The sequence below is a fragment of the Bacillus sp. BF2-3 genome (assembly GCF_008368795.1).
Lineage (GTDB): Bacteria > Bacillota > Bacilli > Bacillales > Bacillaceae_G > Bacillus_A > Bacillus_A cereus.
This window is the reverse complement of sequence record NZ_QOSA01000013.1, coordinates 58,151-80,911: the sequence shown is the minus strand read 5'-3', so window position 1 is coordinate 80,911 and position 22,761 is coordinate 58,151. Positions and strand designations below refer to the sequence as shown.

The following is a 22,761-nucleotide window of genomic DNA, read 5'->3' as shown; positions in this document are numbered from 1 at the left end:
TCGAGCCAATAATCAGCGAGGAATTCCCCTCCAATTAAAGCTTCGCATTAACTGCCCGTAAAAGCCCGATTGGTGAGGGCTGATAATCAGTGGGAGAGGAACAACCTCCCCACTGATTAAAGTTTCACTTTATCACTTCGTTAATTGATGCCTAAATGCATAAATAACCGCCTGAGTACGGTCACTTACATTCAATTTATTTAATATATTACTCACATGTGTCTTTACCGTTTTCAGTGCAATAAATAACTCGTCCGCAATCTCTTGATTACTTTTTCCCTCTGCAATTAATAACAAAATCTCAAACTCTCTTTCCGTTAAATCATCATGCAAAGGTTGCTCTTTCTTTTGACGCATACGGGACATCATTTTCCCGGTAACTTTCGGCTCTAATACTGTTTCTCCATCATAAGTAGCTCGTACAGCATCAGCAATATCACTTGCTCTTGATGTTTTTAATAAGTAACTGGTCGCCCCAGCCTCAATAACAGGATACAATTTTTCGTCATCTAAAAAGCTTGTTACAACTACAATTTTTGCTTCTGGCCATTCTTGAATAATAGCACGTGTTGCTTCGACACCATCCATCTCATCCATAACAAGGTCCATTAAAATAATATCCGGCCTTAATTGCAATGCTAACTCTGATCCTTTTCTTCCATTCTCAGCTTCCCCTACTACTTCAATATCTGGCTGTGTAGATAAATATGCCGATACACCCATACGAACCATTTCATGATCATCGACAAGCAATACTTTTATCATACTTCTCCCCCTCTCTCAATCATGATCGGTACTTTTACTTCTATTTGTGTACCTTTGGTCGGGAAACTAAGTACCTTAAGTGTCCCACCAATTTCATGAACACGCTCTTGCATCGATCTTAGGCCATATGAACCAGCCTTATTAACCCCTACTTCAAACCCAACGCCGTCATCAATGATTTTTAAAATCGCATATTGATCAATTTTTCGAAGGCGCACTTCTGTTTTCTTTGCCTTCGCGTGTCGCAACGTGTTTGATAGCGCTTCTTGCACAATACGGAATAAATGATCTTCTACACCTTTTTTTAATTCTATTGGCTCAATAAGCCATTCAATTTTCATATGTTGTTTTCGCGATAATTCCGTTAATAATTCCTCTATACCTTCTGTCAGTTTCTTACCTTCCAATTGTACAGGACGTAAATGAAGGAGCAATGCTCTCATTTCTGATTGAGCATTTACAACCATATTTTCAACAAGTTGCAATTGTTTTTTTGTCACATCTGGAAATTCAGTTATTTGTTCATTAATCGCTGACATCATCATCGACATTGCGAAAAGCTGCTGACTTACTGAATCATGCAACTCCCTTGCTAAACGATGCCTTTCTTGAGAAATCGCTTCTTGTCTCATCTCTTCATTCCAATGAGCTCGTTCATTCGTTACTTTTTGAAAGAGTCCAGCTTGCTCCTCTAATCGACGAGCCAGAACGATTACTTTTCGTTCCACTTCATGAAATTCATCATCTGCAGTAAACGAAACATCGCTCGGAAAATTCCCTCGCTCTACTTCAAATAGAAAAGTATTTAATCCTTGTATACGCTGCTCTATATAATAACCGATTGCATATCCTACAATTCCCCCGATAAGTAAACTTGTAGTCATAATAAACAAGCCAATTGGAACAGAAGCGATGGATTCCTTCCATAATAAATCATACACTTGTTGCTCGCTTTTCCATACATATACAATTGTACAAATGAGTGCGATACTAACAGAGGACAACATAGAATAACGAATATACATCCACGAAATATTTTTTTGTTTCTTCATTATACTTTCCTCACTTCCGTGTCGCCTACGACAAGCGAAGAAATAATTTTAATACGACGAGGAGCCTCTTTATACTGCTCTGTTCTAAATGTAACATTGCGGTTAAACCCTGTCTCTTCATGACCTGGCAAGAGCACACGTCCGACAATAACAGAATGATTTAAAGAAAGTTCAATATCATATGGCACATATAAACGAATATTACCAACGACACCCCGAATAACAATTACCGTTTCCCCTTCTGGAATCATAGCAGTTGTTAAATCTATTTCCACATCACAAGCACCATATTGAACATTAATATCCTCAAGTTCATAAATATGATCCATCATTCGTACATTGCCTACAAACATATTTTTCAAATATGTTTCTGTACGATATATTTGCTTCTCTTCGTCTATAATCCCTTTTTCTTTAATTTCAACCTTCATTGCTTTTTGCTGATGCCCTTGTTGAATCAATTGATAACCAATTAAAGCTAAACAAGCAAATACGACAAGAACAAATGCTGCTGATGAAAATAAGAAAAATAAAAATACGATACCACCAACAAATAAAAATACATTTCCCCGTACATAACGATTCTTTTTACGATAATGCCTTCCAAACATAAGCATAATAAATGCAAAAATGAGACCACCTGGTTCAAAATGTCCAAGTATCATATCAAGAAAAAGACCGAATCCAAATATGATGAGGAGCATCCCCATTAATTGTGTCTTTGAAAAATGTTTCTTCATTTCAGCTCCCCCCTTCTTGTCACATATACATAGAAGAAAAGGCATTGCTTTCCAACACCTTTTCTCCTATCACTATATCATAAGCCTGTTTTATAATATACTACTATTATTTTGTTAACTCTTTCGTTAACGATACATCATTCTTTTCTTTCATTTCACGCTCAAGTTTTGCAATTTTCATATCAAACGTGTCACGCTCATGCTCTTCATTCATACGAGTTTCTAAGTCACGAATATGATCTTCAATCTCTTCAAATCGTAAGAACGGATTATTTTCATCCATTTTATGCATCGCAGTATTCATACGACGATTTGCATGTGCCATATTTTCACGTGCCATTAGTTCCATGCGCTTTGCGTGCATTTCTTTTAATTTATTTTTCATTTCAGAAAGACGACGCTCTAACTCATCAATTTGCTCTACAACACCTGCATACATTTCTTCTAATCGAGTTACTTGCCCTTCATAATAAGCTACCTCTTCTAACGCACGTTCGTGCAATTGTAATTCGTCTGCTTCTTGAGCAATGATAGCTTGCTTTGATCTTTTATTAACGAAATAACGTGCTTGCTCAAGCTCACGAGCAAAATTAGATTTTAATGTTTTATGACGCTCAATTAACTTCTCAATTTTTGTTATTTCACGCTCACTATCACGTAAATATTGGTTTAACATCGCAATTGGATTTTTTCTTTCCTTCTCATCTAACACGTTATGAAAATCAGCTAAAATTGCATCGCGTACACGTCCGAATAAAGATTGTTTCATTATAAATCTTCCTCTCTTCTACTTTATTTATAATTTGATTTATTGTTTTAGTTTTTCATTAATTTGTTCCACTCATCTTCAAAGTTACTATATGGTTTAGAACTTTCTGGAGCAGATTCAACAACTACATCTTTTTCTTTTTTCCACTCACGGTATCCGTAGTATAAAACCACTAAAGCAGCGATACCGATTAATGCTGGCGAATGAGAAAGCGCAATGGATAAACCGATTAAACCAACAATACCCCAAGCTAACTTTCCAAAAAATGATTTAGCTCGCACAAATGATTTATAGCTCCAATATACAACTCCTGCTCCGATTGCGAATCCTACAATACCAGCAAGACTACCAAGAGCAATTAAAGCCAAAATACCGGCTGCGATAAACGCTAGAAATTGTTTCATCTTGTGCTTGCCTCCCTTCGATTTGATACTCTTATCTTAACTATTTTTTCATCTTTCCATAACGAGCTTAAGAACCGTTTTTAACTCAGACTTAAGACCGAGTCATATTCAGCCCTTTACGCAAAAAAACGTGCAGAGTCTATTCTCTGCACGTTTTTTAATTACTAACATTCATATTAAATTAAGCTGTTTTATGATACTCTTTTTTCTCAGCTACTTTCGAAAACCTTGGAAACCCAATTAAAATAGAAACAATACCACATACTCCAACTAAGATTGGATAAAATGCATATGGCAACAATTCAACCGGAGATAACGCTGCAAATCCTGCTGCCGTTAACATTTGGGCACCGTACGGAATTAATCCTTGCACACAACATGAGAAAAGATCTAATACACTCGCTGATTTACGAGGGTCTATTTCATATTGATCTGCAATATTTTTTGCAAGCGGGCCTGTAAAGATAATTGAAATCGTATTATTCGCTGTACACATATTCGTCATACTCACTAAACCAGCAATACCAAATTCCGCTCCTTTTTTCGAACGAATATTACGTGTTAATACATTCATTAAATATTGAATACCACCATTATATTGGATTAATTCAACCATACCGCCAATTAATATAGCAAGTAATACTAACTCCATCATACCGCCCATTCCAGTCGTTACACTTTTAAAGAAACTTTCTAACGTGTAACTTCCATCTATAAGGCCGATAACACCAGATAGTAAAGTTCCACCAGTTAATACAATAAGTACATTCCAGCCAAGTAGCGCTGTAATAAGTACTCCTGCGTACGGTAAAATCTTTATCCAATCAAAGCTATGTGCTTTAATCTGCGTGTCACTTCCTGAAGTAACTATTACTAATAGTACAATTGTAATAATAGCCGCTGGTAACACAATTAAAAAGTTCGTTTTAAACTTATCTTTCATTTCTGTTCCTTGTGAACGAACAGCTGCGATTGTTGTATCTGAAATAAATGATAAATTATCACCAAACATCGCTCCGCCAACAACAGTAGCCATTGCAAGCGCAATTGAGATATCAGTTTGACCACTAATACCTACAGCAATCGGCGCTAATGCTGCAATTGTTCCCATTGAAGTTCCCATCGCTAATGAAATAAATGCACCAATAACAAAGATTCCAGCTACGATAAATCCTGGCGGTAAAATAGTTAACGCTAAATTAACAGTTGAGTCTACTCCGCCCATTCCTTTAGCAGTTTCAGAAAACGCACCTGCAAGCACAAAAATTAATACCATAATCATAATATCCGGATTTCCTGCACCTTTAGCGAACCGCTCTACTTTCACATTAAAACTTTCTTTACGATTCATCACTAAAGCGACCCCTACAGCAATTGAAATCGCTACAAGTATCGGCAATTTATAGAAATCACCTGTAATAATTCCAGAACCAATAAATAGCGCCAAAAATATCCCAAGTGGTAATAAAGCTAAACCATTTCCTCTCGTTTCTTTCAAAGTACCATCTCTCCCTAGTTTCAACCTTTTTCTAATAAATAACAAAAGACCTCTTCCGATGAGAAGAGGTCTTATACATCTATAAGAAACACTCTTCTCATCTTTCAAGCACACGCTTGCTGGATTTGGCACAGCACTCTGAAATCGAGTCCGCTGCCGAGGCATCGTAGGGCCAGTCCCTCCGCCTCTCTTTATAAGAAGGTTTCATATTTATTTTTTAATAATAATTTCTTCCCTAACTTTACTCGCTTACAAAACAAAAGTCAATTATTTTTTGTATAGATTTTTTTGGTAATTATACAAAAATTTGAATACAACAATCATTTTAACTTTTCGATTTCTTCTTCCAATATTGAAATCCAATAAAATTCACTATTTTTTATTGTTGCTAATATCCATTTCGTAGTGTGCCAAGCTAGCTCATACTCTTCCTTCGTGACATCACCACTTTTATAAGCATCCTCTAGCTCCTCTTCATCTAATACATACACCTTACCGCTAGATAATAATACTACATCTAAATATAAATCATCAAAATACGGTAAACCACGATCGTCTATTTTATATTCTTTCGCCACATCGATATAATATTGCACTAATTTTTTCTGATCATCTAACATAGCGGTAATCGCAAAGTTTTTCCCGTCTATGAAATATTGAATCCACGTATACTGATCTGCTGCAATACAAAGTTCTTCACCATCATATTCTTTACAACTAGGCTCTCTCACCTTTTTTATATCCAGTATTCCGAGCATTCCCTCTTCCACTTGCTTAACCGTATAACTCTTTTCTATTAGTCTCTTCCACGAAGAACCGTCACCATATTTTCGTTTCATTATGTCTGCTCCTCTTCTATATACAGAAAAGCTCCCACATATTATGTGAGAGCTTGTTCATATTATAATTAAGCCGCTTGACCCTTTTCAGAAATCTCTTTTAAATAAGCTTGTCCTTTTTCAGCGTCATATTGACCTTCCCACTTAGACATAACTACAGCTGCTAAAGAGTTTCCTACAACGTTAACTGCTGTACGAGCCATATCTAAAATACGGTCAATACCAGCAATGAACGCTAAGCCTTCAGGTGGAATACCTACTGTACCAAGTGTCGCTAATAATACAACGAATGATACGCCCGGTACACCTGCGATCCCTTTTGATGTAACCATTAATACAAGCAACAATGTAATTTGTTGTGTAATAGATAAATCAATACCGTACATTTGCGCTAAGAAAATAGCCGCAATTGCTTGATATAAAGTTGATCCATCTAAGTTAAATGAATAACCTGTCGGAATAACGAAAGATGTAATTGCTTTCGGACAACCGAATTTCTCCATTTTCTCCATGATTTTTGGTAAAACTGTTTCTGAGCTTGCTGTAGAATACGCTAAAATCAGCTCGTCTTTTAAAATCTTAAAGAATTGGAAAATGTTAATTCCAAATATTTTCGCTGTAAGTCCTAAGACAACTACGACGAAGAAGATCATTGCTCCATATACGACAATTAGTAATTTCCCTAATGGAATTAATGAAGCAAGACCAAATGTAGAAACTGTAACACCAATTAGTGCAAATACACCAAATGGTGCAAATTTCATAACTTGGTTTGTTACGTAAAACATTGCGTCAGCCACACCTTGGAAAAATTGAAGAACTGGTCTTCCTCTTTCACCAATTGCTGCTACACCTAAACCAAATAGTACAGAGAAGAAGATAATAGCTAGCATATCTCCGTCAGCTAACGACTTCATAATGTTCGTTGGAACAATATTTACAAATGTATCTGCAAATGAATGACTTTGTACTTGCTCTGTCGTATGTGTATATTTCGAAATATCTGTCTTTGTTAACTGCTCCATATTTACGCCTTTTCCTGGTTGGAAAATATTCGCTATTAATAGACCGACAATAATTGCAATTGTTGTAATGATTTCAAAGTAAATAATTGTTTTTCCGCCTAGTCGACCTAGTTTTTTAACATCGCCAACACCAGCAACCCCAACAACAATACTTGCTACAACAATTGGCACAACGATCATTTTAATTAATCGGATGAAAATATCACCAATTGGTTGTAAATAACTCACCACTGCTGGATTGCCAAAGAAAATCGCCCCAACCGCAATACCAAGCGCAAGTCCTATTAATATTTGCCATGCTAGTCCTATTCTTTTCATATTTGTTGTAACCCCCTCTTCGATGTGTCACTCTATCTCTCATTCTATCTCTATAAAACTAAGAAATTAAGAGTATTACATATTATTCGACAATTCACTACATTTTGTCCCTGTTAAAAATCATAAATCAAAAATTTAAATCTGACAACAAAATAACTTTGCCCGAACGCAAATAATTTTCTTGACAAAAAGTAGACCTATGTCAGAAAACCTCACATGAGAACGATTCCTCACTAGTGTTTTATTAGCTTTCCAAGTAATATTTCACCTCATAAAAACGATTACTTTCCTCCTTCATTTTACAGGAAAATTCCAAAATATACCTTTGTTACACATATGAATAAAATGTAAGCACTATGACAATTACAGTTGAAAAATGATAAATTCCGACAAAACTTAGCAATTTTATAAAATTTTCTTTACATTATGATTACAACGATAGACACCCTTCTTCTTATGATATATAACATTCATAGGGAAAGGAGTCAGACAACAATGAAAAAGAAATTTGCAGCGTTTAGTGTTTTAGCAGCAGGAACGATTTTTGCTTCCCCGTTACTTTCACCCGTATACGCTGAAACGAATCAAGATAAATTATCTAACATTCAATCTGAATTAGAAGGCAAACAAAGTGACTTACAAAATAAATCAGTCGAGAAAGAACAAATAGAAAAAGAAATTCAAGAATTACAGAAGAAAATTGATGAATTAACTACTTCCATTAATAAAAATGAGACTGAATTAAACGATACAAAAAAAGAAATTAGCAAAACACAACAAGTAATTACTGACAAAAAGAAACATATAGAACAATTACAAACAAACATAGATACACGTCAGGAAGTTATTAAACAACGATTACAATCTATGCAAGAAAAACCGCGTACAAATATCATTACAGAAGTATTAACAAACTCTACAAACATTGCTGATCTTGTTGATAATATGTACTCCGTAAGTTTAATATTAAACAACGATACAGATATTGTAAAAAAACAAACATCTGATCAAAATGCTGTAACGACAGAAAAAGAGGCTGTTGAGAAAAAAGAACAACAACTGAAAGACTCTGAACAAAAACTAGAACAAAAACAACAAGAATTACAAAATAACCAACAGCAGCAACAAACTCTTATTAACGATCTACATACGAAAGTAGCAAAAGTAGATTCAGAGATTGAAGGATTAGAAGAATCCAAGGGCATTTTAGAAAATCAACGTCAAGCTGTTCAAAAAGCAATTGAAGAAGAAAAACGGGCGGAAGAAGCTCGTAAAGCGGAAGAAGCCCGACAGGCAGAAGAGGCTCGCAAACAACAAGCTACTAAATCTGCTCAAGCGGCCCCAACACCACATGATACAAATATCGGTGGTTTTATCAAACCAGCAGCTGGATCAAAAACTTCCGGATTTGGTGTACGTTCTTTAGATAACCATAAAGGAATTGACATCGCTGCTTCGGGAACGGTTCCAATTATCGCTGCTGCAGATGGCGTTGTTATTCGCTCAGAATTATCATCTAGTTACGGAAACGTAGTGTATTTATCTCACCGTATAAACGGAAAAACATATACGACAGTATATGCTCATATGAATAGTCGTTCTGTATCGAATGGACAAACTGTAAAACAAGGCGATCAGCTTGGATTTATGGGGAATACGGGCCAATCATACGGACAACATTTACACTTCGAACTTCATCTTGGAGAATGGAATGTCGGCAAGACAAACGCAGTTGACCCATCTCCTTATATCGGATTATAAAAAACCTCGGTGCCTACCGAGGTTTTTCATTTACACTTCACACAATATAGGCATTCTACATAGACTATAACTAAATGCCTATAGTTTACGAGGTGATCCATATGAATACGCAATTACAACAAAAAATAGAAGAAGCTAGAGAAACGTATATTGGCCGGATATTTACATTTGGCGGCTCAGTTTTATTTTTAATCGGTTCATTCCTCGCAGTCACCACAGCCTATAAAGCGTATAATCGTCTATTACATTCATCAACATAAAAAAAGACGGGAGATCCCCGCCTTTTTTTATGCAAACATTTTAAATACACCTATCGCATTTAAAAATACAATTATTACAGTTACCGGAATAACATAACGAAGTAAGAAGAACCAAATGTTAAATAACGTTTTCCCTTTCGTTTCCGTCACTTCTAATTCTTTCATCAACAACTCTTTACTCATTTTATTTGGTACAAATAATGAAATAGCTAGTACTCCTAACGGCAGCAATACGTTACTTACCGAAAAGTCGACTAAATCAAAGAATGTTTTCCCAAATATTTTCACGTCACTCATAATCCCAAATGATAACGCTGATGGAATACCGACTGCAAAGATAAGAATACCAATTAATAATGATGCTGACGGACGCTTCTTCTCATTACCTTTCGCAACAGATGCTACTACAATTTCAAGCATTGAAATTGCTGATGTTAAAGTCGCAAAGAAGAATAAAATTAAAAACATAATAAAGAAAAATTGACCAAATGGTATTTTTGCAAATACTGCTGGAAGGACGATAAACAGTAATCCCGGTCCTTCAGTCGGTTTAACTCCTAATGCGAAAATCGCTGGGAAAATTGCTAATCCTGCAAGTACTGTAACAAAAACAGTTAAACTTACAATAGATGTTGCCGATTTCGCTAAATGTTCCTCTTTCTTTAAATACGAACTATACGTTACCATTACCGAGGCACCTACAGTTAGCGAGAAGAAAGATTGTCCCATCGCATATAAAATTGTATCTGCTGTAAGCTTTGAAAAATCTGGTTTTAAGAAGAACTCTACTCCAGCAAAAGCACCATCGAGTGTTAACGCACGAACAATAATCGCAATAAATAAAATAAATAATAGCGGCATCATGTACTTACTTGCCTTTTCTATACCTTTCTCTACACCTTTACTTACAACAAAAATCGTACAAAGCATAAAGATAAATTGTGCTCCAATCGCACTTAATGGATTTGAAATCGTTTCACCGAACAATTGTCCATAATCAGCTGCACCATTCCAGAAACTTCCTGTCACACTATAATATAAATAAAGTAAAATCCATCCACCTACAACACTATAAAAAGATAGTACACTAAAACAAGTAACAACTCCCATACGACCAATCCAAGGATATAATTTGCTATTTGGCACTAGTACTTTATAAGCTGTAACCGCCTCTTTTTGCGTGCTACGTCCAATAACAAACTCCGCTATTAGAAGAGGCATACCTATAAATAAAGTTAATAGTAAAAATACAAGGAAGAATGCGCCTCCCCCGCCATTACCTGCAACATATGGAAATTTCCATATCGCACCAAGACCTACTGCGGCTCCGGCTGCTGCGAGTACAAAGCCTATTTTCGACGTCCATTGCTGTGTTTCTTTCATCATAATTTCTCCTTTTCTGAATATTTAAACTTTTGTTAATTATACACTTTCATTTCATACTCGCACACCTCCTTTAGAAAATAAAAAAGTCCCCTACACGCAAATATGCATGTAGAGGACGATATATGTAATGTAAATACCGTGGTACCACCTCAATTGGATTGATAAATCCCACTTGTTCAAGTACAGGAATAATTCCGATACTCTATCCTTTTAACGGCGGAACCCGGGTTGCCTACTACAATGTTCAACATACCTCTCGCAAGCCCATTCTGTATATTTTATCGTACCGGGCTCCCACCTAACCCCAGCTCTCTGAACGCATCAAATATACGTACTCTTCTTGCTCATCGATTTCATCTATTGAAGTTACTTGTGATTATAAATTATATTTTTATATTTGTAAAGCGCACTTTATCTTTTATTATTTTAAAACCTTTTCCTCTAACTCACGTAAAAAACTTTCTCTTTTCCCCTCATTTTGCACATATACTGATTTCAACACTTCTTGGAGCAATATATTTCGTTCCCTCTTTTCTAACTGTAAATCTTTTAACTTCAACCTTACTTCATATAAAAAATCTAAATACGATTCATATGTCTCATCATATTTATTTGCAATATCATCTCGAATTTTTTTTGCGAGCTTCGGGCTCGCTCCCCCAGTAGAAACTGCTATATTAAGTAAACCACGATGAATCGCTGCCGGAAAATGAACATTACCACTTTCCGGATTTGTAATAACATTTACTAATTGATTCTCAGCGGCATCTTCAGCAACTTGTTCATTTAATATTGAATCACTACTCGCTGCAACAACTAAAAAAGCACTTTTAATATCACTTTTTTCATATTCTCTTTGATACCAACGAATTTTCTTTTCTTCCACAAGTTTTACTAAATTCGCATCTAATTCTGGACTTATCACAACTATATCCGCACCCTGTTTGAGTAAAGGAATAATTTTAAATCCTGCAACTTTTCCCCCGCCAATAACAACAACGCGTTTCTCATTAACTCGCACTGTAAGTGGATACATACTGATCTCCTTTCAATAACTCCGTCGTTTTCTGAATTAACATATCTTGAAACGCTTCATTCTTCCCTAAATATGGACTAATTTTTATCTCTTCCACTTCATATTGGCGCACTTCTTTCTCAATATGTTTCATAAGTAAACCTGTAAATAACAAGTAAGGCAGTACAACGATGTTCTTTTCTTTTCGTTCTACAACTTCCTTTAACTTCTCCTCAAATTTTGGCTCTGCAGCCGCTAAATAACAAACTTCTACTTTTTTAACCTTCTCTTTTGTTTGAAATAAAGAAGCAATCCAGTTTATATCTCTTAATACTTCAGGATCACTGCTCCCTCTTGCAACAAGAAGTAACGTCACTTCATTTTTATCTTCCTGTTCGATGCCACTTCCGCTATACACCGATTTAACAAGTGTTTCTGATACACCAAACGGATTACCATAGGTAACTTTAACATCCGAAAATTGATTAGTTAACTTTTCCAATTCAAAAGGGATATCTTTTTTCACATGACCTGCCGCTAATAAAAAAACAGGGATAGCAATAATCTCAGTGGCCCCACGCTTCACACATGTACGAAAACCATCTTCAATAGAAGGATTCGCTAACTCTAAAAAACAAACTTCTTGAATAGTCGCTTCTATACGGCTCATGCACGATGTAATAAATTGAATCGCCTCTTCTTTCGCTGTCTTCAAACGACTTCCATGACATATATATAAGACGGCTTTCATTTTACAACACTCCACTTACTTGATAAGCATTTTCTGTCTGCTTCTCAAACCAATGAATTTTTTCTCTAAAACGGACAACCTCTCCAATTACAATCATACTCGGATTTTGAATTTGCTCTTTTTTCGCAACATCTACAATTGTCCCTAACGTTCCAACAACTGTGCGTTGCATAGACGTCGTCCCCTGCTCAATAATAGCAGCTGGCGTACTTTTATCTTTTCCATGCTTCATAAGTTGCTCACATATGTAGGGCAAATTACTAACCCCCATATATACCGCTAAAGTCTCTACACCTTTCGCTAAACTTTCCCATTTCACTTCTTCTTCAGCACCTTCTTTCCTATGCCCAGTCACAATAGCAAAACTTGCACTTGCATCACGGTGCGTCACTGGAATGCCCGCATAAGCAGGAGCAGCTATTCCAGCTGAAATACCAGGAATGATTTCAAATGGTACACCTTGCTTTGCTAATGCTTCAGCTTCTTCTCCCCCTCTACCAAACACAAATGGATCGCCGCCCTTGAGCCTCGTTACAACTTTTCCTTTTTTCGCATACTTAATAAGAAACGTGTTAATTGTCTCTTGCTTCATCGTGTGATAATTCGGGAGTTTTCCACAATAAATTAAATCCGCGTCAGGCTTTGCGTATGAAAGCAGCTCTTTATTCACAAGTCGGTCGTATAAAATAACATCTGCCTTCTCAATACATTTCAACCCTTTAACAGTAATTAAATCTGGATCGCCAGGACCCGCTCCAACAATATAAACCTTCCCCATCATCTCTCCTCATTTCTACTATTAAAATGAAACTTCCATTCGTATATAAGAATGGAAGTTTTTATTTTTTCGTATTACTGATCTCTACTCATGGATAACAAATGCCCCACCTTTTCGAATCTTCTTTTTTTCAAACAAAGAAATCTCTTTTACCTCTGGCAACGGTAAAAAATGCTTTTCAAGCTCAATCTCCGCAAGCTTAAATGCCTGTTCTTCACTTTGAGCAACAACAACAATCGGAACAATACTATTTACTAACACAGCTTCAAATCGATATAAATCCATATCGTCCCTCCTAAGACGCTATTACTTCTTCTAGCACGTTATTTAACGCTATTTGTAATGTATCTACACCAACACGACCTACAAAATCATAAAATGTTTCGGCTGGTAATTTATTCTCTTTGAAATAACTTATAAATGATGCGAGTACATCAGGTAAATCCTCGCCATCTATTTTTCCTTTTAACTTTTGATTGTAGGCACCGCCATCTAACAACGTTCCACCTACATATATCTCAAATGCTTCAACAATTCCCTTTTCCTTCGTTTTCATTTTCACCCCTTGTAACCCAATGTCAGCAATTTGACGTTGACCACATGAATTTGGGCAGCCTACCATATGAATTCGAACTGGAACATCGAGTGCAATTTGTGTATCTAAGTATTCTGCAATTTTTCGTAATCTTTCTTTCGTTTCTACTAGTGCAAGATTACAATATTCAATACCGGTACATGAAACCGCATGACCAATAAATGATTTTGGGCTTGCAGATATCGCTTCAAACAACGGTTCACTAAGTAATCCTTTTACATTTTCCGGAGGAACGTTCGGAATAATGAAATTTTGTGAATTACATGTACGAATTTGTCCATTTCCATATTGCTTTGCGATTCTTGCAATCTCAAACATTTCTTCTGCATGTAAACGACCTACCGGTACATTAAAACCTACATATTTTAATCCCTTTTGTTTTTGGTCTTGAACACCATAAAAATAGCCTGCATTCCATCCTTTGAGTGCACTTTCCCCTTTACTTTGTAAAGGCCCTGTATACTCTATTAGTTTCTCTTTAAATTTCTCTGCTCCCCAGTCCGCAACAAGAAATTTCAACCGAGCTAAATGACGTTTTTCACGATATCCAAAATCACGGAATATAGTAGCAATCGCAATCGCCACCGCCTTCACTTCTTCTGGTAAAACGAATACATCTAATTCATCAGCTAAATACGGTCGAGCTGATAATCCTCCACCTACTTTTATATGAAAACCAACTTTTTTCTCACCATCTATTTCTTTCGTTGCAGGCGTAAATGCAACACAGTTAATTTCTGCGTTTGCTGAATTATAAATATTAGAACTAATAGACATTTTAAATTTACGTGGCAAGTTAGAAAACTCTTCATTATGTTGGAAGTAATCATATACTTCTTTTACAATATGCGTTGTATCGAATAGTTCATTTGCATCAATGCCAGCAAGCGGATTACCTGTAATATTCCGCGTTATATCACCACAAGCCCCCGCTGAAGATAACCCAACTCTTGCTAATCTTTTAAAAATATCTGGAATTTGCTGAATTTCTAACCAGTGAAACTGAATCGCCTGTCTCGTCGTAATATCTATTACATTACGTCCATAATCTTCAGCAATAGAAGCAAGTACTTCTGCCTGTGCATTTGTAATAATCCCTGACGGAATATTTACCCGCATCATAAAATAACCAGCTTCTTTCGGTCTTTGTAAATACAAGCCTGCCCATTTAAAGGCATCCCACTCTTCTTTCGGAATAGATTCGAAACCATTTTCCGCATAGTAAGGAATATCATTAAAAATTTCTAAGCCATCTTTTTCTAATTTATTTTTCTCGGTCTGATTTAATTTTTCATTGTTAGCCCATACTTTTTCATAACTCATTGTTTATCCCCCTATATAAAACTACGCTCTTGTAAGTACTTCACGATTTGTTCTGCACATTCTTCAATAGAATATTTGTGCGTTTCTACAATTAATTCCGCTTGCTCTGGCTCTTCATAAGGCGAATCAATACCTGTGAAATCCTTAATATCACCTTTTCTTGCCTTTTTATAAAGTCCTTTCGGATCACGTTTCTCACACTCTTCAATCGGACACTTCACAAAAATTTCAATAAATTCATCTGCCGCTAATAAATCTCTTACTTGTTTGCGGTCTACTCGAAATGGTGAAATAAATGCTGTAAGGACAACTGCTCCTTGGTCTACAAATAACTTTGCCACTTCGCCAATACGTCTTATATTTTCCATGCGATCACTTTCAGAAAATCCTAAGTCTTTATTTAAACCGTGGCGAATGTTATCCCCATCCAGCACATAATTTCCAATATTCTTTTCAAACAGTTTACGAGCGACCGCATTCGCTACTGTAGATTTACCCGAAGCTGATAAACCAGTAAACCAAATTACAAAACTATGATGTCCATTCTTCACTCTTCTCTCATCTTTTGAAACCGAAGCTGTATGCCAAGTAATATTCGTATCCATCTCGTTCTCTCCCTATTCTGTTACTACTTCTTTTTTCAAGCCTTTAATTAGCACTTCCACTACTTCTTTACGACTAAATGTACTTGGCGGAATCTCACCGTTTCTTAATAATTCTCTTACTTTCGTACCCGATAAAATAACATGATCTTCTTTTCCGTGCGGACATGTTTTCGTTGAAGCCATCGCTTCACATTTCGTGCAGTAAAAACTATGCTCAAAGAATAGTGGTGTAATTCCTAACTCTTCTATCGTAAAATTTGTGAAGATTTCTTGCGCTTCATACGTTCCGTAATAATCTCCTACTCCAGCATGATCACGCCCTACTATAAAGTGGGTACATCCAAAATTCTTTCTTACTAACGCATGAAATATCGCTTCCCTTGGTCCTGCGTAACGCATGGCAGCAGGAAATACACTTAAAAAGACACGATTTTTCGGATAATAGTTTTGAAGAAGTACTTCATAGCTTTCCATTCTTACATCAGCAGGAATATCATCCGATTTCGTTTCTCCAACGAGCGGATTTAAAAAGAGACCATCTACAATTTCAAGAGCAGATTTTTGAATATACTCATGGGCACGATGTACCGGATTTCTCGTTTGGAATCCAACTACTGTTTTCCAACCACGTTTTTTAAATTCTTCTCTCGTTTCAATTGGATCTAAATGATAAGAAGGAAACAGATTATTTTCAAAACGTTTCGTAAGAACAATAGCTCCTCCGATGTAAACGTTCGGTCTTTCGTATAATTTTTTCACTCCAGGATGAGCCTCATCCGTCGTTTTATACACTAGTAACGCTTCTTTTTCCTTATCAGGCACAAAAATATCTTCTATTTGAATAACACCATATACATTTCCACCGTTAACAAGTTTTACTTCCTCTCCAACTTTTAGCGTCTCTGCTACTTCTTCTGTTACTGGTAATGTAATTGGTATACTCCAAACGCTCCCATTAGCTAAACGAAGCGTTTCTACAACCGAATCATAATCTTTCTTTCCTAAAAAACCAGTAAGCGGGCTATATCCTCCTGTCGCTAATAGTTCTAAATCACTTAACGCAATGTTATCTAGCCCAATTTCTTTTTTAATTTGTGATACGTCGTATGTCTCGTCTATTCGATTTATTAATTCGTTTCTTGTACTCATTTTCTATACCCTCTCTTAGCTTTATTTTCAAATTCATCTTATTGGTAATGAAGACCACATTCAGTTTTCACTTTCCCAGCCCATCTACCATCTCTCAAATCGCCACCCTCTCCTACAGGCAACGTACATTTCTCACACCCAATACTTGGATAGCCAACATCATGCAACGGGTTATACGGCAAGCTATGTTTGTATACATATCGCCAAACTTCTTTCCACGTCCAATGAATGAGTGGACAAACTTTAATAGATTGAAAACGATGATCTTGATTTATAAACTTTGTATGCTTACGTGTTTCTGATTGTTCCCTTCTTAAGCCCGATATCCATGCTTTTTCCACGACTAATGATTTTTCTAAAGGTAAAATTTTTCTAATCTTACAACAAAGATTCGGATTGCTCTCCCACAGTTTTTCACCATGCAACTTCGCCTGTTCATCAAGTGTAAGTTCTGGCTGTTTTTCTATAATATTCAATGAAGGAAATCGTTCCCGCACTTTTTGAATTAATTCATACGTTTCTTGAAAATGAACATTTGTATCCAAAAATACAACTTTAGCAGATGGATTTACTTGGTTTATAATGTGCAGCAATACCATACCTTCCACCCCAAAGCTACATGCGTAGACAACCTCATCTTTATATTCTTTATAAGCCCAATTTAATACTGATAACGCACCTTTTGTTTCATCTTCTTCCGAAAACGAAACAACATTTTCTTCCCACGTTTCATACGTCAACATGTTTTTTCCCCCTGTAAAAGCAAAAAGACGGTTTTAACCTAATAAAAATAGGTTAAAACCGCCTCTAGTTTTTCTAGTCAGCGCTTTTCACTTTAAACGTACTTTCTCACTTTTCTCTAACTGAATTACTTTTCCATCTTGCACAACAATTGTAATTGAACCATATTTCATATCAGCAAGCATCGCTTCAATCTTCTCGGATACTTCATCAAAATGTTCCCGTACACTCACGCGAACAGCCCCCCCTTTTTATTCATAAAAAAAATCTTTCCCATTTCGAAAAGACTGTTCGGTAATATATTTTACCTTATCTTTCAAAATGGATCCCATTTTGCTGGATTTAGCACCTTGCTTTCTATAAGCAGGTTGCCGAGCTTCTTCGGGCCAGTTCCCTCCGCTTCTCTTGATAAGCTTTGTATTTGTATTTTATCACAATTCTGATTTTTTTCAATCCTAGTTTTCCGATATATTTTAATTATTTTATTTTATAAAAAAGGAATTGCCCATTCGAACAACTCCTTTTCTTATTTAGACAAGCTCTTTAATACGTATGCGATCGTTCCCAATAATATTTTCATATGTTTCGCGTTCCACAACTACTTGCGATGTTCCGCCTTTTGCAAAGACAACGGCTGGTCTTCGAATTCGATTGTAATTATTCGCCATCGAGTACCCGTATGCTCCTGTACAGGAAACTGCTAGTAAATCAGAAGCAGCAACTTTCGGTAAATGAATATCCCAAATCAACATGTCTCCACTCTCACAGCATTTCCCGGCAATCGAAACGAGTTCCTCATTCTCATCATTCGCTCGATTCGCTAACATCGCTTCATAACGCGCATTATATAAAGCAGGTCTTAAATTATCTGTCATTCCACCATCGACTGATACATATTTCCGAATACCAGGAATATCTTTCACAGATCCAACTGTATAAATTGTTGTCCCAGCATCACCTACAATGCTACGGCCTGGCTCAATCCATATTTCTGGCAATGGATATTCACATACAGTAAATTGTTCTCTCACTGCACTTGTTACAGCTCGCACATATGTCTCAAGAGTTAATGGTGTATCTGACTCTGTGTAACGTATTCCAAATCCCCCGCCTACATTTAACACTTTTACTACATAGTTTGTTTGCTCTCTCACTTCTTCTAAAAATTGGCGAAGAACTTCAATTGCTCGAACAAAACCAGCTGTTTCAAATATTTGCGACCCAATATGTGAATGGATCCCTAGCACATTATAATTGGATTTTTGTAAAGCCAATCCAATTGCCTGCATTGCTTGACCATTTGAAACACCAAATCCAAATTTCGAATCATCTTGACCTGTTGTAATATATTCATGTGTGTGCGCCTCTACTCCAGGCGTTACACGAATTAATATGTTCACAAATTTCCCATGTTGCATCGCTAAATCGTGTAAAACTTCTAATTCAAAGAAATTATCTACGACAAAACAACCGATATTCGCCTGAAGAGCCATCACTATTTCTTCTTCTGTTTTATTATTTCCATGAAAATGAATACGTGATGCCGGAAATCCTGCTTGGAGCGCAGTATATAATTCTCCCCCAGAAACAACGTCTAATGACATATTCTCTTCACGAGCTACTCGGCACATCTCCATGCACAAGAACGCCTTGCTTGCATATGCTACTTGATAAGAGAAACCACTTTCTTTAAAAGCACGATGAAATGCTCGGCATTTTCCTCGAATAGACTCTTCATCGTATACATAAAGTGGTGTTCCGTATTGCTTTGCTAGCTGCGTCGTATCGCACCCTCCAATTTCTAAGTGTCCTTGCCCATTAATTCGGCTTGTGCCGTGTAAATACATTTAAATTCCTCCCTTATTTCCTCTAAAACTCATAACCCCAATCTTCTATTCATTGCAGCACGCTTTTAGATAGACAAAAAACGCGCGGAACAATGTTCACACGCGTTTCTTATTAGGAAAAATATATATTGAAAAAATAAACGAGTTGTTATCTCCTCAAAATAAGAAACCGCATCAACATCTCCAAATAGCTCTCCATAAAATAAATCTTATGACAGTACTACATTTATTTAATGCAGTCCCAATATATGAATAAGATGGTTATTCTTATATTTCGGCAATAGTCCCTTTCAACCTATGATCACAGATTCCATTAAATCTCCCATAGCTTACTCTTTCCTATCGCGGCCTCTACCTTTGAGAGTAGATGAGGTAAGTCTATTTAATTTTCAAACATCTAATTGTTGCTATTAACAATACCAAAGGACCATTTTATTTGTCAAACAATTTTTTATATTGTTTTTTCACAGTTTAGTTTCGTATCATTTGGTAAGCGCTTTACTGAAATCTTTGTCACTTCCCATTCGCCTTCTTCGTTATTAAATGTAATCGTTACCTTCTCAAATGGTGGAGCAATTTTCCCAGCAACACGTTCATACTTTGTCACTTCAATACTTGCTTGAAATAAATATGTACCGCTATACACTTTTTTTAAACTAATAATTTTAGGACATTGATAAGGTTTCAAACTTCCATATTGTTTTTCAATTGCTTTATTTATTTTTGGAAATAAAACAGAATAAAGTGCATCTTCCATAAGAGGTGCATCATATTGGGCTACCGACACACTCGGTGAAGTAAAAAGTATAACACTACTGCATGCTATAAAATATAATAATTTTCGCATTATAACCTCCGTATTATCACGCGATTCTTTCTGCGTACGATAATTATCATACATAGAAATTCTGTTTTATTGTCTCCCATCACTCTTTTTCTACTCGATTATTATAAAAAAGCCCACAACCTTCTTTTATTTTCGTATAATGATACTCATAGTATAATAATCATAATAACAAAGGACTGTTCGTATATATAAAATGAGTCGTTAAGCAAACTGATTCACAAGAACTGTCATGCTTTTTAGGAGAGGAGTATATTATGCTACAACATCTGTTTCCAAAACTGCGATTTGCACTCGTTGCAGTCGTTTTACTATGGATTAAAACATATATTGTGTACAAGCTAGCATTTGATATTAAAATTGATAATTTCTTTGAAGAATTCATGCTTTTTATCAATCCACTAGCTGCGTTACTTTTATTTTTCGGCTTAGCTTTACTTGCATCTAAGCACCGAAACCGAATTACAATTGGAATCAGTTTTATACTGTCATTTATTTTATTTGGAAACGCAATGTTTTATGGGTTCTATAACGATTTCGTTACTTTCCCGGTTTTATTCCAAACAAACAATATGGCTGATTTAGGGACAAGTATAAAAGAACTCTTTACGTACAAAACATTACTTTTATTTGCAGATGCAATTATTTTAATGTTTATTTCACGTAAATTCCCATCATTTGGCGACAAAACACCACTTTCCCGCTCAGAGAAGCGAACTTTCTTTAGCGGTGTAACAGCTTTATTAGCACTACAAATTGTTGTATCAGTTATTTATAAACCACAAATGTTCTCGCGCTCATTTGACCGTCAAACTGTCGTGAAGAATTTAGGTTTATACACATACCATCTATTTGATATTACGCTTCAATCCAAGTCTTCAGCTGAGCGTGTATTTGCAAGTGGGGATGGGTTTTCTGAAATTAAAAACTATACAGACTCAAAAGACAAACAAGTTGATAAAAACTTATTTGGAGCTGCAAAAGGTAAAAATGTAATTTTAATTTCAATGGAATCTACACAAAACTTTGTTATTAATAAAAAAATAAATGGAAAAGAAATTACACCATTTTTAAATGAATTTATTAAGGATAGTTTCTATTTCGATAACTTCTATCATCAAACTGGACAAGGCAAAACTTCTGATGCTGAATTTATCGTTGAAAACTCACTTTATCCGCTAGATCGTGGTTCTGTATTCTTTACTCATGCAACAAATGAATACACAGCGACACCAGAACAATTAAAGAAATACGGATATTCTTCTGCCGTCTTCCATTCAAACGATAAAACGTTTTGGAATCGGGATGTAATGTATCCTGCGCTTGGATATGATCGTTATTTTAATTTAAATGATTACGCAGGAACGGAGCAAATGTCTGTCGGTTGGGGATTAAAAGATAAAGAGTTCTTTGAACAATCTATTCCAAAGTTAAAATCTTTACCGCAACCGTTCTATACAAAATTTATTACATTAACAAATCATTTTCCGTTTCTTCTAAATCCGGAAGATCAATATGTTGATGAATTCAACTCGGAAAGTGGTGTTGTAAACCGCTACTTCCCAACTGTTCGTTACACAGATGAAGCTCTTAAATTATTTATTCAACAATTAAAAGAAGAAGGATTATATGATAATTCCGTTATTGTCATTTATGGTGATCATTACGGTATTTCCGAAAACCATAACGCAGCTATGGCACAGTTCCTAGGAAAAGATACTATTACACCATTCGATTCTATGCAATTACAACGAGTCCCTCTTATTATTCATGTGCCTGGCCAAGAAGGAAAAGTTGTTTCTAAAGTATCCGGTCAAATTGATATTAAGCCAACGCTCCTTCATTTACTTGGTATTAAAACAAATAAATCCGTTGAATTTGGAACTGACTTATTTATTAAAGAGAAAGACCCGCTTATGGTAATGCGTGATGGTAGCTTTGTTTCTGAAGAGTATGTTTATACAAAAAATATGTGCTACAAAAGAAGTACGGGTGAAGAAGCTGACATGACGTTATGTCAGCCGTATATTGAAAAAGCAAAAACAGAATTAAAACTCTCCGATAAATTAATTTATGGAGATTTATTACGCTTCGATCCTAATAATCGATATAAAACCGGAACGATGACAACGAAATTTGAATAGTAAAGGAAGCAACTTCATACAAGTTGCTTCCTCTTTTTATTTTCACTTAATTTTGGAACCATCCTTCTATGAAATCTTTCACAAATTGGTAATTTCTTTCGTATGAGGAATAAATTTATGGTATGATAAAATAAGTAAACTTTCATACACTA

23 protein-coding genes, 3 riboswitches and 1 other annotated feature are annotated in these 22,761 nt (G+C 35.9%); of the genes, 3 read left to right on the top strand and 20 right to left on the bottom strand.

Annotation, left to right across the window (positions count from 1 at the left end):
- Positions 1 to 132: 132 nt before the first annotated feature.
- The 8 genes from DN401_RS12255 to gltP form a co-directional block, all read right to left on the bottom strand.
- The gene (locus DN401_RS12255) at positions 133 to 765 is read right to left on the bottom strand and encodes a response regulator (protein WP_000598707.1); all 633 of its coding nucleotides are present in this window, start codon (positions 763 to 765) and stop codon (positions 133 to 135) included.
- Positions 762 to 1,817: a sensor histidine kinase gene (locus DN401_RS12250; RefSeq protein ID WP_100655219.1), complete on the bottom strand. Its 1,056-nt coding sequence runs from the start codon at positions 1,815 to 1,817 to the stop codon at positions 762 to 764. The genes DN401_RS12255 and DN401_RS12250 overlap by 4 nt, the downstream gene beginning before the upstream one ends.
- The gene (gene liaF / locus DN401_RS12245) at positions 1,817 to 2,557 is read right to left on the bottom strand and encodes a cell wall-active antibiotics response protein LiaF (RefSeq protein WP_000716095.1); all 741 of its coding nucleotides are present in this window, start codon (positions 2,555 to 2,557) and stop codon (positions 1,817 to 1,819) included. The genes DN401_RS12250 and liaF overlap by 1 nt, the downstream gene beginning before the upstream one ends.
- A gap of 106 nt (positions 2,558 to 2,663) precedes the next feature.
- Complete coding sequence (locus tag DN401_RS12240; protein ID WP_000814124.1) at positions 2,664 to 3,326, bottom strand: PspA/IM30 family protein; 663 nt, start codon at positions 3,324 to 3,326, stop codon at positions 2,664 to 2,666.
- Positions 3,327 to 3,373: 47 nt separating this feature from the next.
- Positions 3,374 to 3,730, bottom strand: coding sequence for a lmo0954 family membrane protein (locus DN401_RS12235; protein ID WP_000808640.1), 357 nt, complete (start codon positions 3,728 to 3,730; stop codon positions 3,374 to 3,376).
- 181 nt (positions 3,731 to 3,911) lie between these two features.
- Positions 3,912 to 5,228 (bottom strand): Na+/H+ antiporter NhaC family protein, encoded by a 1,317-nt coding sequence (locus DN401_RS12230; protein ID WP_100655218.1) that lies wholly within the window; start codon positions 5,226 to 5,228, stop codon positions 3,912 to 3,914.
- 94 nt (positions 5,229 to 5,322) lie between these two features.
- Positions 5,323 to 5,428: riboswitch (SAM riboswitch) on the bottom strand.
- Positions 5,429 to 5,548: 120 nt separating this feature from the next.
- A complete protein-coding gene (locus DN401_RS12225) occupies positions 5,549 to 6,067 on the bottom strand; it encodes a ribonuclease FAU-1 family protein (RefSeq protein ID WP_000824664.1) in 519 nt (172 codons plus the stop codon).
- A gap of 68 nt (positions 6,068 to 6,135) precedes the next feature.
- Positions 6,136 to 7,410: a glutamate/aspartate:proton symporter GltP gene (gene gltP / locus DN401_RS12220; RefSeq protein ID WP_000821134.1), complete on the bottom strand. Its 1,275-nt coding sequence runs from the start codon at positions 7,408 to 7,410 to the stop codon at positions 6,136 to 6,138.
- Positions 7,411 to 7,905: 495 nt separating this feature from the next.
- On the opposite strand from gltP, the gene DN401_RS12215 reads away from it, so the two are divergent.
- Positions 7,906 to 9,171 carry a murein hydrolase activator EnvC family protein gene (locus DN401_RS12215; RefSeq protein ID WP_000726086.1) on the top strand — a complete coding sequence of 422 codons (1,266 nt, stop codon included), beginning with the start codon at positions 7,906 to 7,908 and terminating at the stop codon, positions 9,169 to 9,171.
- 101 nt (positions 9,172 to 9,272) lie between these two features.
- The gene (locus DN401_RS29800; protein WP_001096001.1) at positions 9,273 to 9,431 is read left to right on the top strand and encodes a hypothetical protein; all 159 of its coding nucleotides are present in this window, start codon (positions 9,273 to 9,275) and stop codon (positions 9,429 to 9,431) included.
- Positions 9,432 to 9,458: 27 nt separating this feature from the next.
- Here the strand turns inward: DN401_RS29800 and DN401_RS12210 are convergent, their stop codons facing one another.
- The 12 genes from DN401_RS12210 to DN401_RS12155 all read right to left on the bottom strand — a co-directional run bounded on the left by DN401_RS12210 (position 9,459) and on the right by DN401_RS12155 (position 20,468).
- On the bottom strand, positions 9,459 to 10,814 hold the full coding sequence (locus tag DN401_RS12210) for a sodium-dependent transporter (RefSeq protein WP_000665430.1): 1,356 nt from the start codon (positions 10,812 to 10,814) through the stop codon (positions 9,459 to 9,461).
- 111 nt (positions 10,815 to 10,925) lie between these two features.
- Positions 10,926 to 11,174 (bottom strand) — a binding site (T-box leader).
- Between the two features lie 64 nt (positions 11,175 to 11,238).
- Positions 11,239 to 11,853: an NAD(P)-binding protein gene (locus tag DN401_RS12205; protein ID WP_000283356.1), complete on the bottom strand. Its 615-nt coding sequence runs from the start codon at positions 11,851 to 11,853 to the stop codon at positions 11,239 to 11,241.
- Complete coding sequence (locus DN401_RS12200) at positions 11,828 to 12,583, bottom strand: sirohydrochlorin chelatase (RefSeq protein ID WP_000648887.1); 756 nt, start codon at positions 12,581 to 12,583, stop codon at positions 11,828 to 11,830. The genes DN401_RS12205 and DN401_RS12200 overlap by 26 nt, the downstream gene beginning before the upstream one ends.
- 1 nt (position 12,584) lies before the next feature.
- Entirely contained in the window at positions 12,585 to 13,361 is a 777-nt protein-coding gene (gene cobA / locus DN401_RS12195) for a uroporphyrinogen-III C-methyltransferase (RefSeq protein ID WP_000521262.1), read from the bottom strand.
- An 84-nt stretch (positions 13,362 to 13,445) separates the two neighbouring features.
- A complete protein-coding gene (locus DN401_RS12190; RefSeq protein WP_000366914.1) occupies positions 13,446 to 13,646 on the bottom strand; it encodes a DUF3906 family protein in 201 nt (66 codons plus the stop codon).
- 10 nt (positions 13,647 to 13,656) lie between these two features.
- Positions 13,657 to 15,279 (bottom strand): nitrite/sulfite reductase, encoded by a 1,623-nt coding sequence (locus DN401_RS12185; RefSeq protein ID WP_000119621.1) that lies wholly within the window; start codon positions 15,277 to 15,279, stop codon positions 13,657 to 13,659.
- A gap of 11 nt (positions 15,280 to 15,290) precedes the next feature.
- Positions 15,291 to 15,884: an adenylyl-sulfate kinase gene (gene cysC, locus DN401_RS12180; protein WP_000380499.1), complete on the bottom strand. Its 594-nt coding sequence runs from the start codon at positions 15,882 to 15,884 to the stop codon at positions 15,291 to 15,293.
- A 12-nt stretch (positions 15,885 to 15,896) separates the two neighbouring features.
- Complete coding sequence (gene sat / locus DN401_RS12175; RefSeq protein WP_000107516.1) at positions 15,897 to 17,033, bottom strand: sulfate adenylyltransferase; 1,137 nt, start codon at positions 17,031 to 17,033, stop codon at positions 15,897 to 15,899.
- Positions 17,034 to 17,071: 38 nt separating this feature from the next.
- Positions 17,072 to 17,776 (bottom strand): phosphoadenylyl-sulfate reductase, encoded by a 705-nt coding sequence (locus DN401_RS12170; protein ID WP_100655217.1) that lies wholly within the window; start codon positions 17,774 to 17,776, stop codon positions 17,072 to 17,074.
- Between the two features lie 87 nt (positions 17,777 to 17,863).
- Positions 17,864 to 18,007, bottom strand: a complete 144-nt coding sequence (locus tag DN401_RS12165; RefSeq protein WP_000116158.1) for a YezD family protein — start codon at positions 18,005 to 18,007, stop codon at positions 17,864 to 17,866.
- Positions 18,008 to 18,080: 73 nt separating this feature from the next.
- Positions 18,081 to 18,189: riboswitch (SAM riboswitch) on the bottom strand.
- Positions 18,190 to 18,304: 115 nt separating this feature from the next.
- On the bottom strand, positions 18,305 to 19,621 hold the full coding sequence (lysA, locus tag DN401_RS12160) for a diaminopimelate decarboxylase (RefSeq protein WP_000280648.1): 1,317 nt from the start codon (positions 19,619 to 19,621) through the stop codon (positions 18,305 to 18,307).
- Between the two features lie 180 nt (positions 19,622 to 19,801).
- Positions 19,802 to 19,983: riboswitch (Lysine riboswitch) on the bottom strand.
- Between the two features lie 89 nt (positions 19,984 to 20,072).
- On the bottom strand, positions 20,073 to 20,468 hold the full coding sequence (locus tag DN401_RS12155) for a DUF3888 domain-containing protein (protein ID WP_001228822.1): 396 nt from the start codon (positions 20,466 to 20,468) through the stop codon (positions 20,073 to 20,075).
- Positions 20,469 to 20,722: 254 nt separating this feature from the next.
- Here DN401_RS12155 and DN401_RS12150 point away from each other — a divergent pair, with 254 nt between their 5' ends.
- Entirely contained in the window at positions 20,723 to 22,609 is a 1,887-nt protein-coding gene (locus DN401_RS12150; protein WP_100655215.1) for an LTA synthase family protein, read from the top strand.
- Positions 22,610 to 22,761 lie beyond the last annotated feature (152 nt).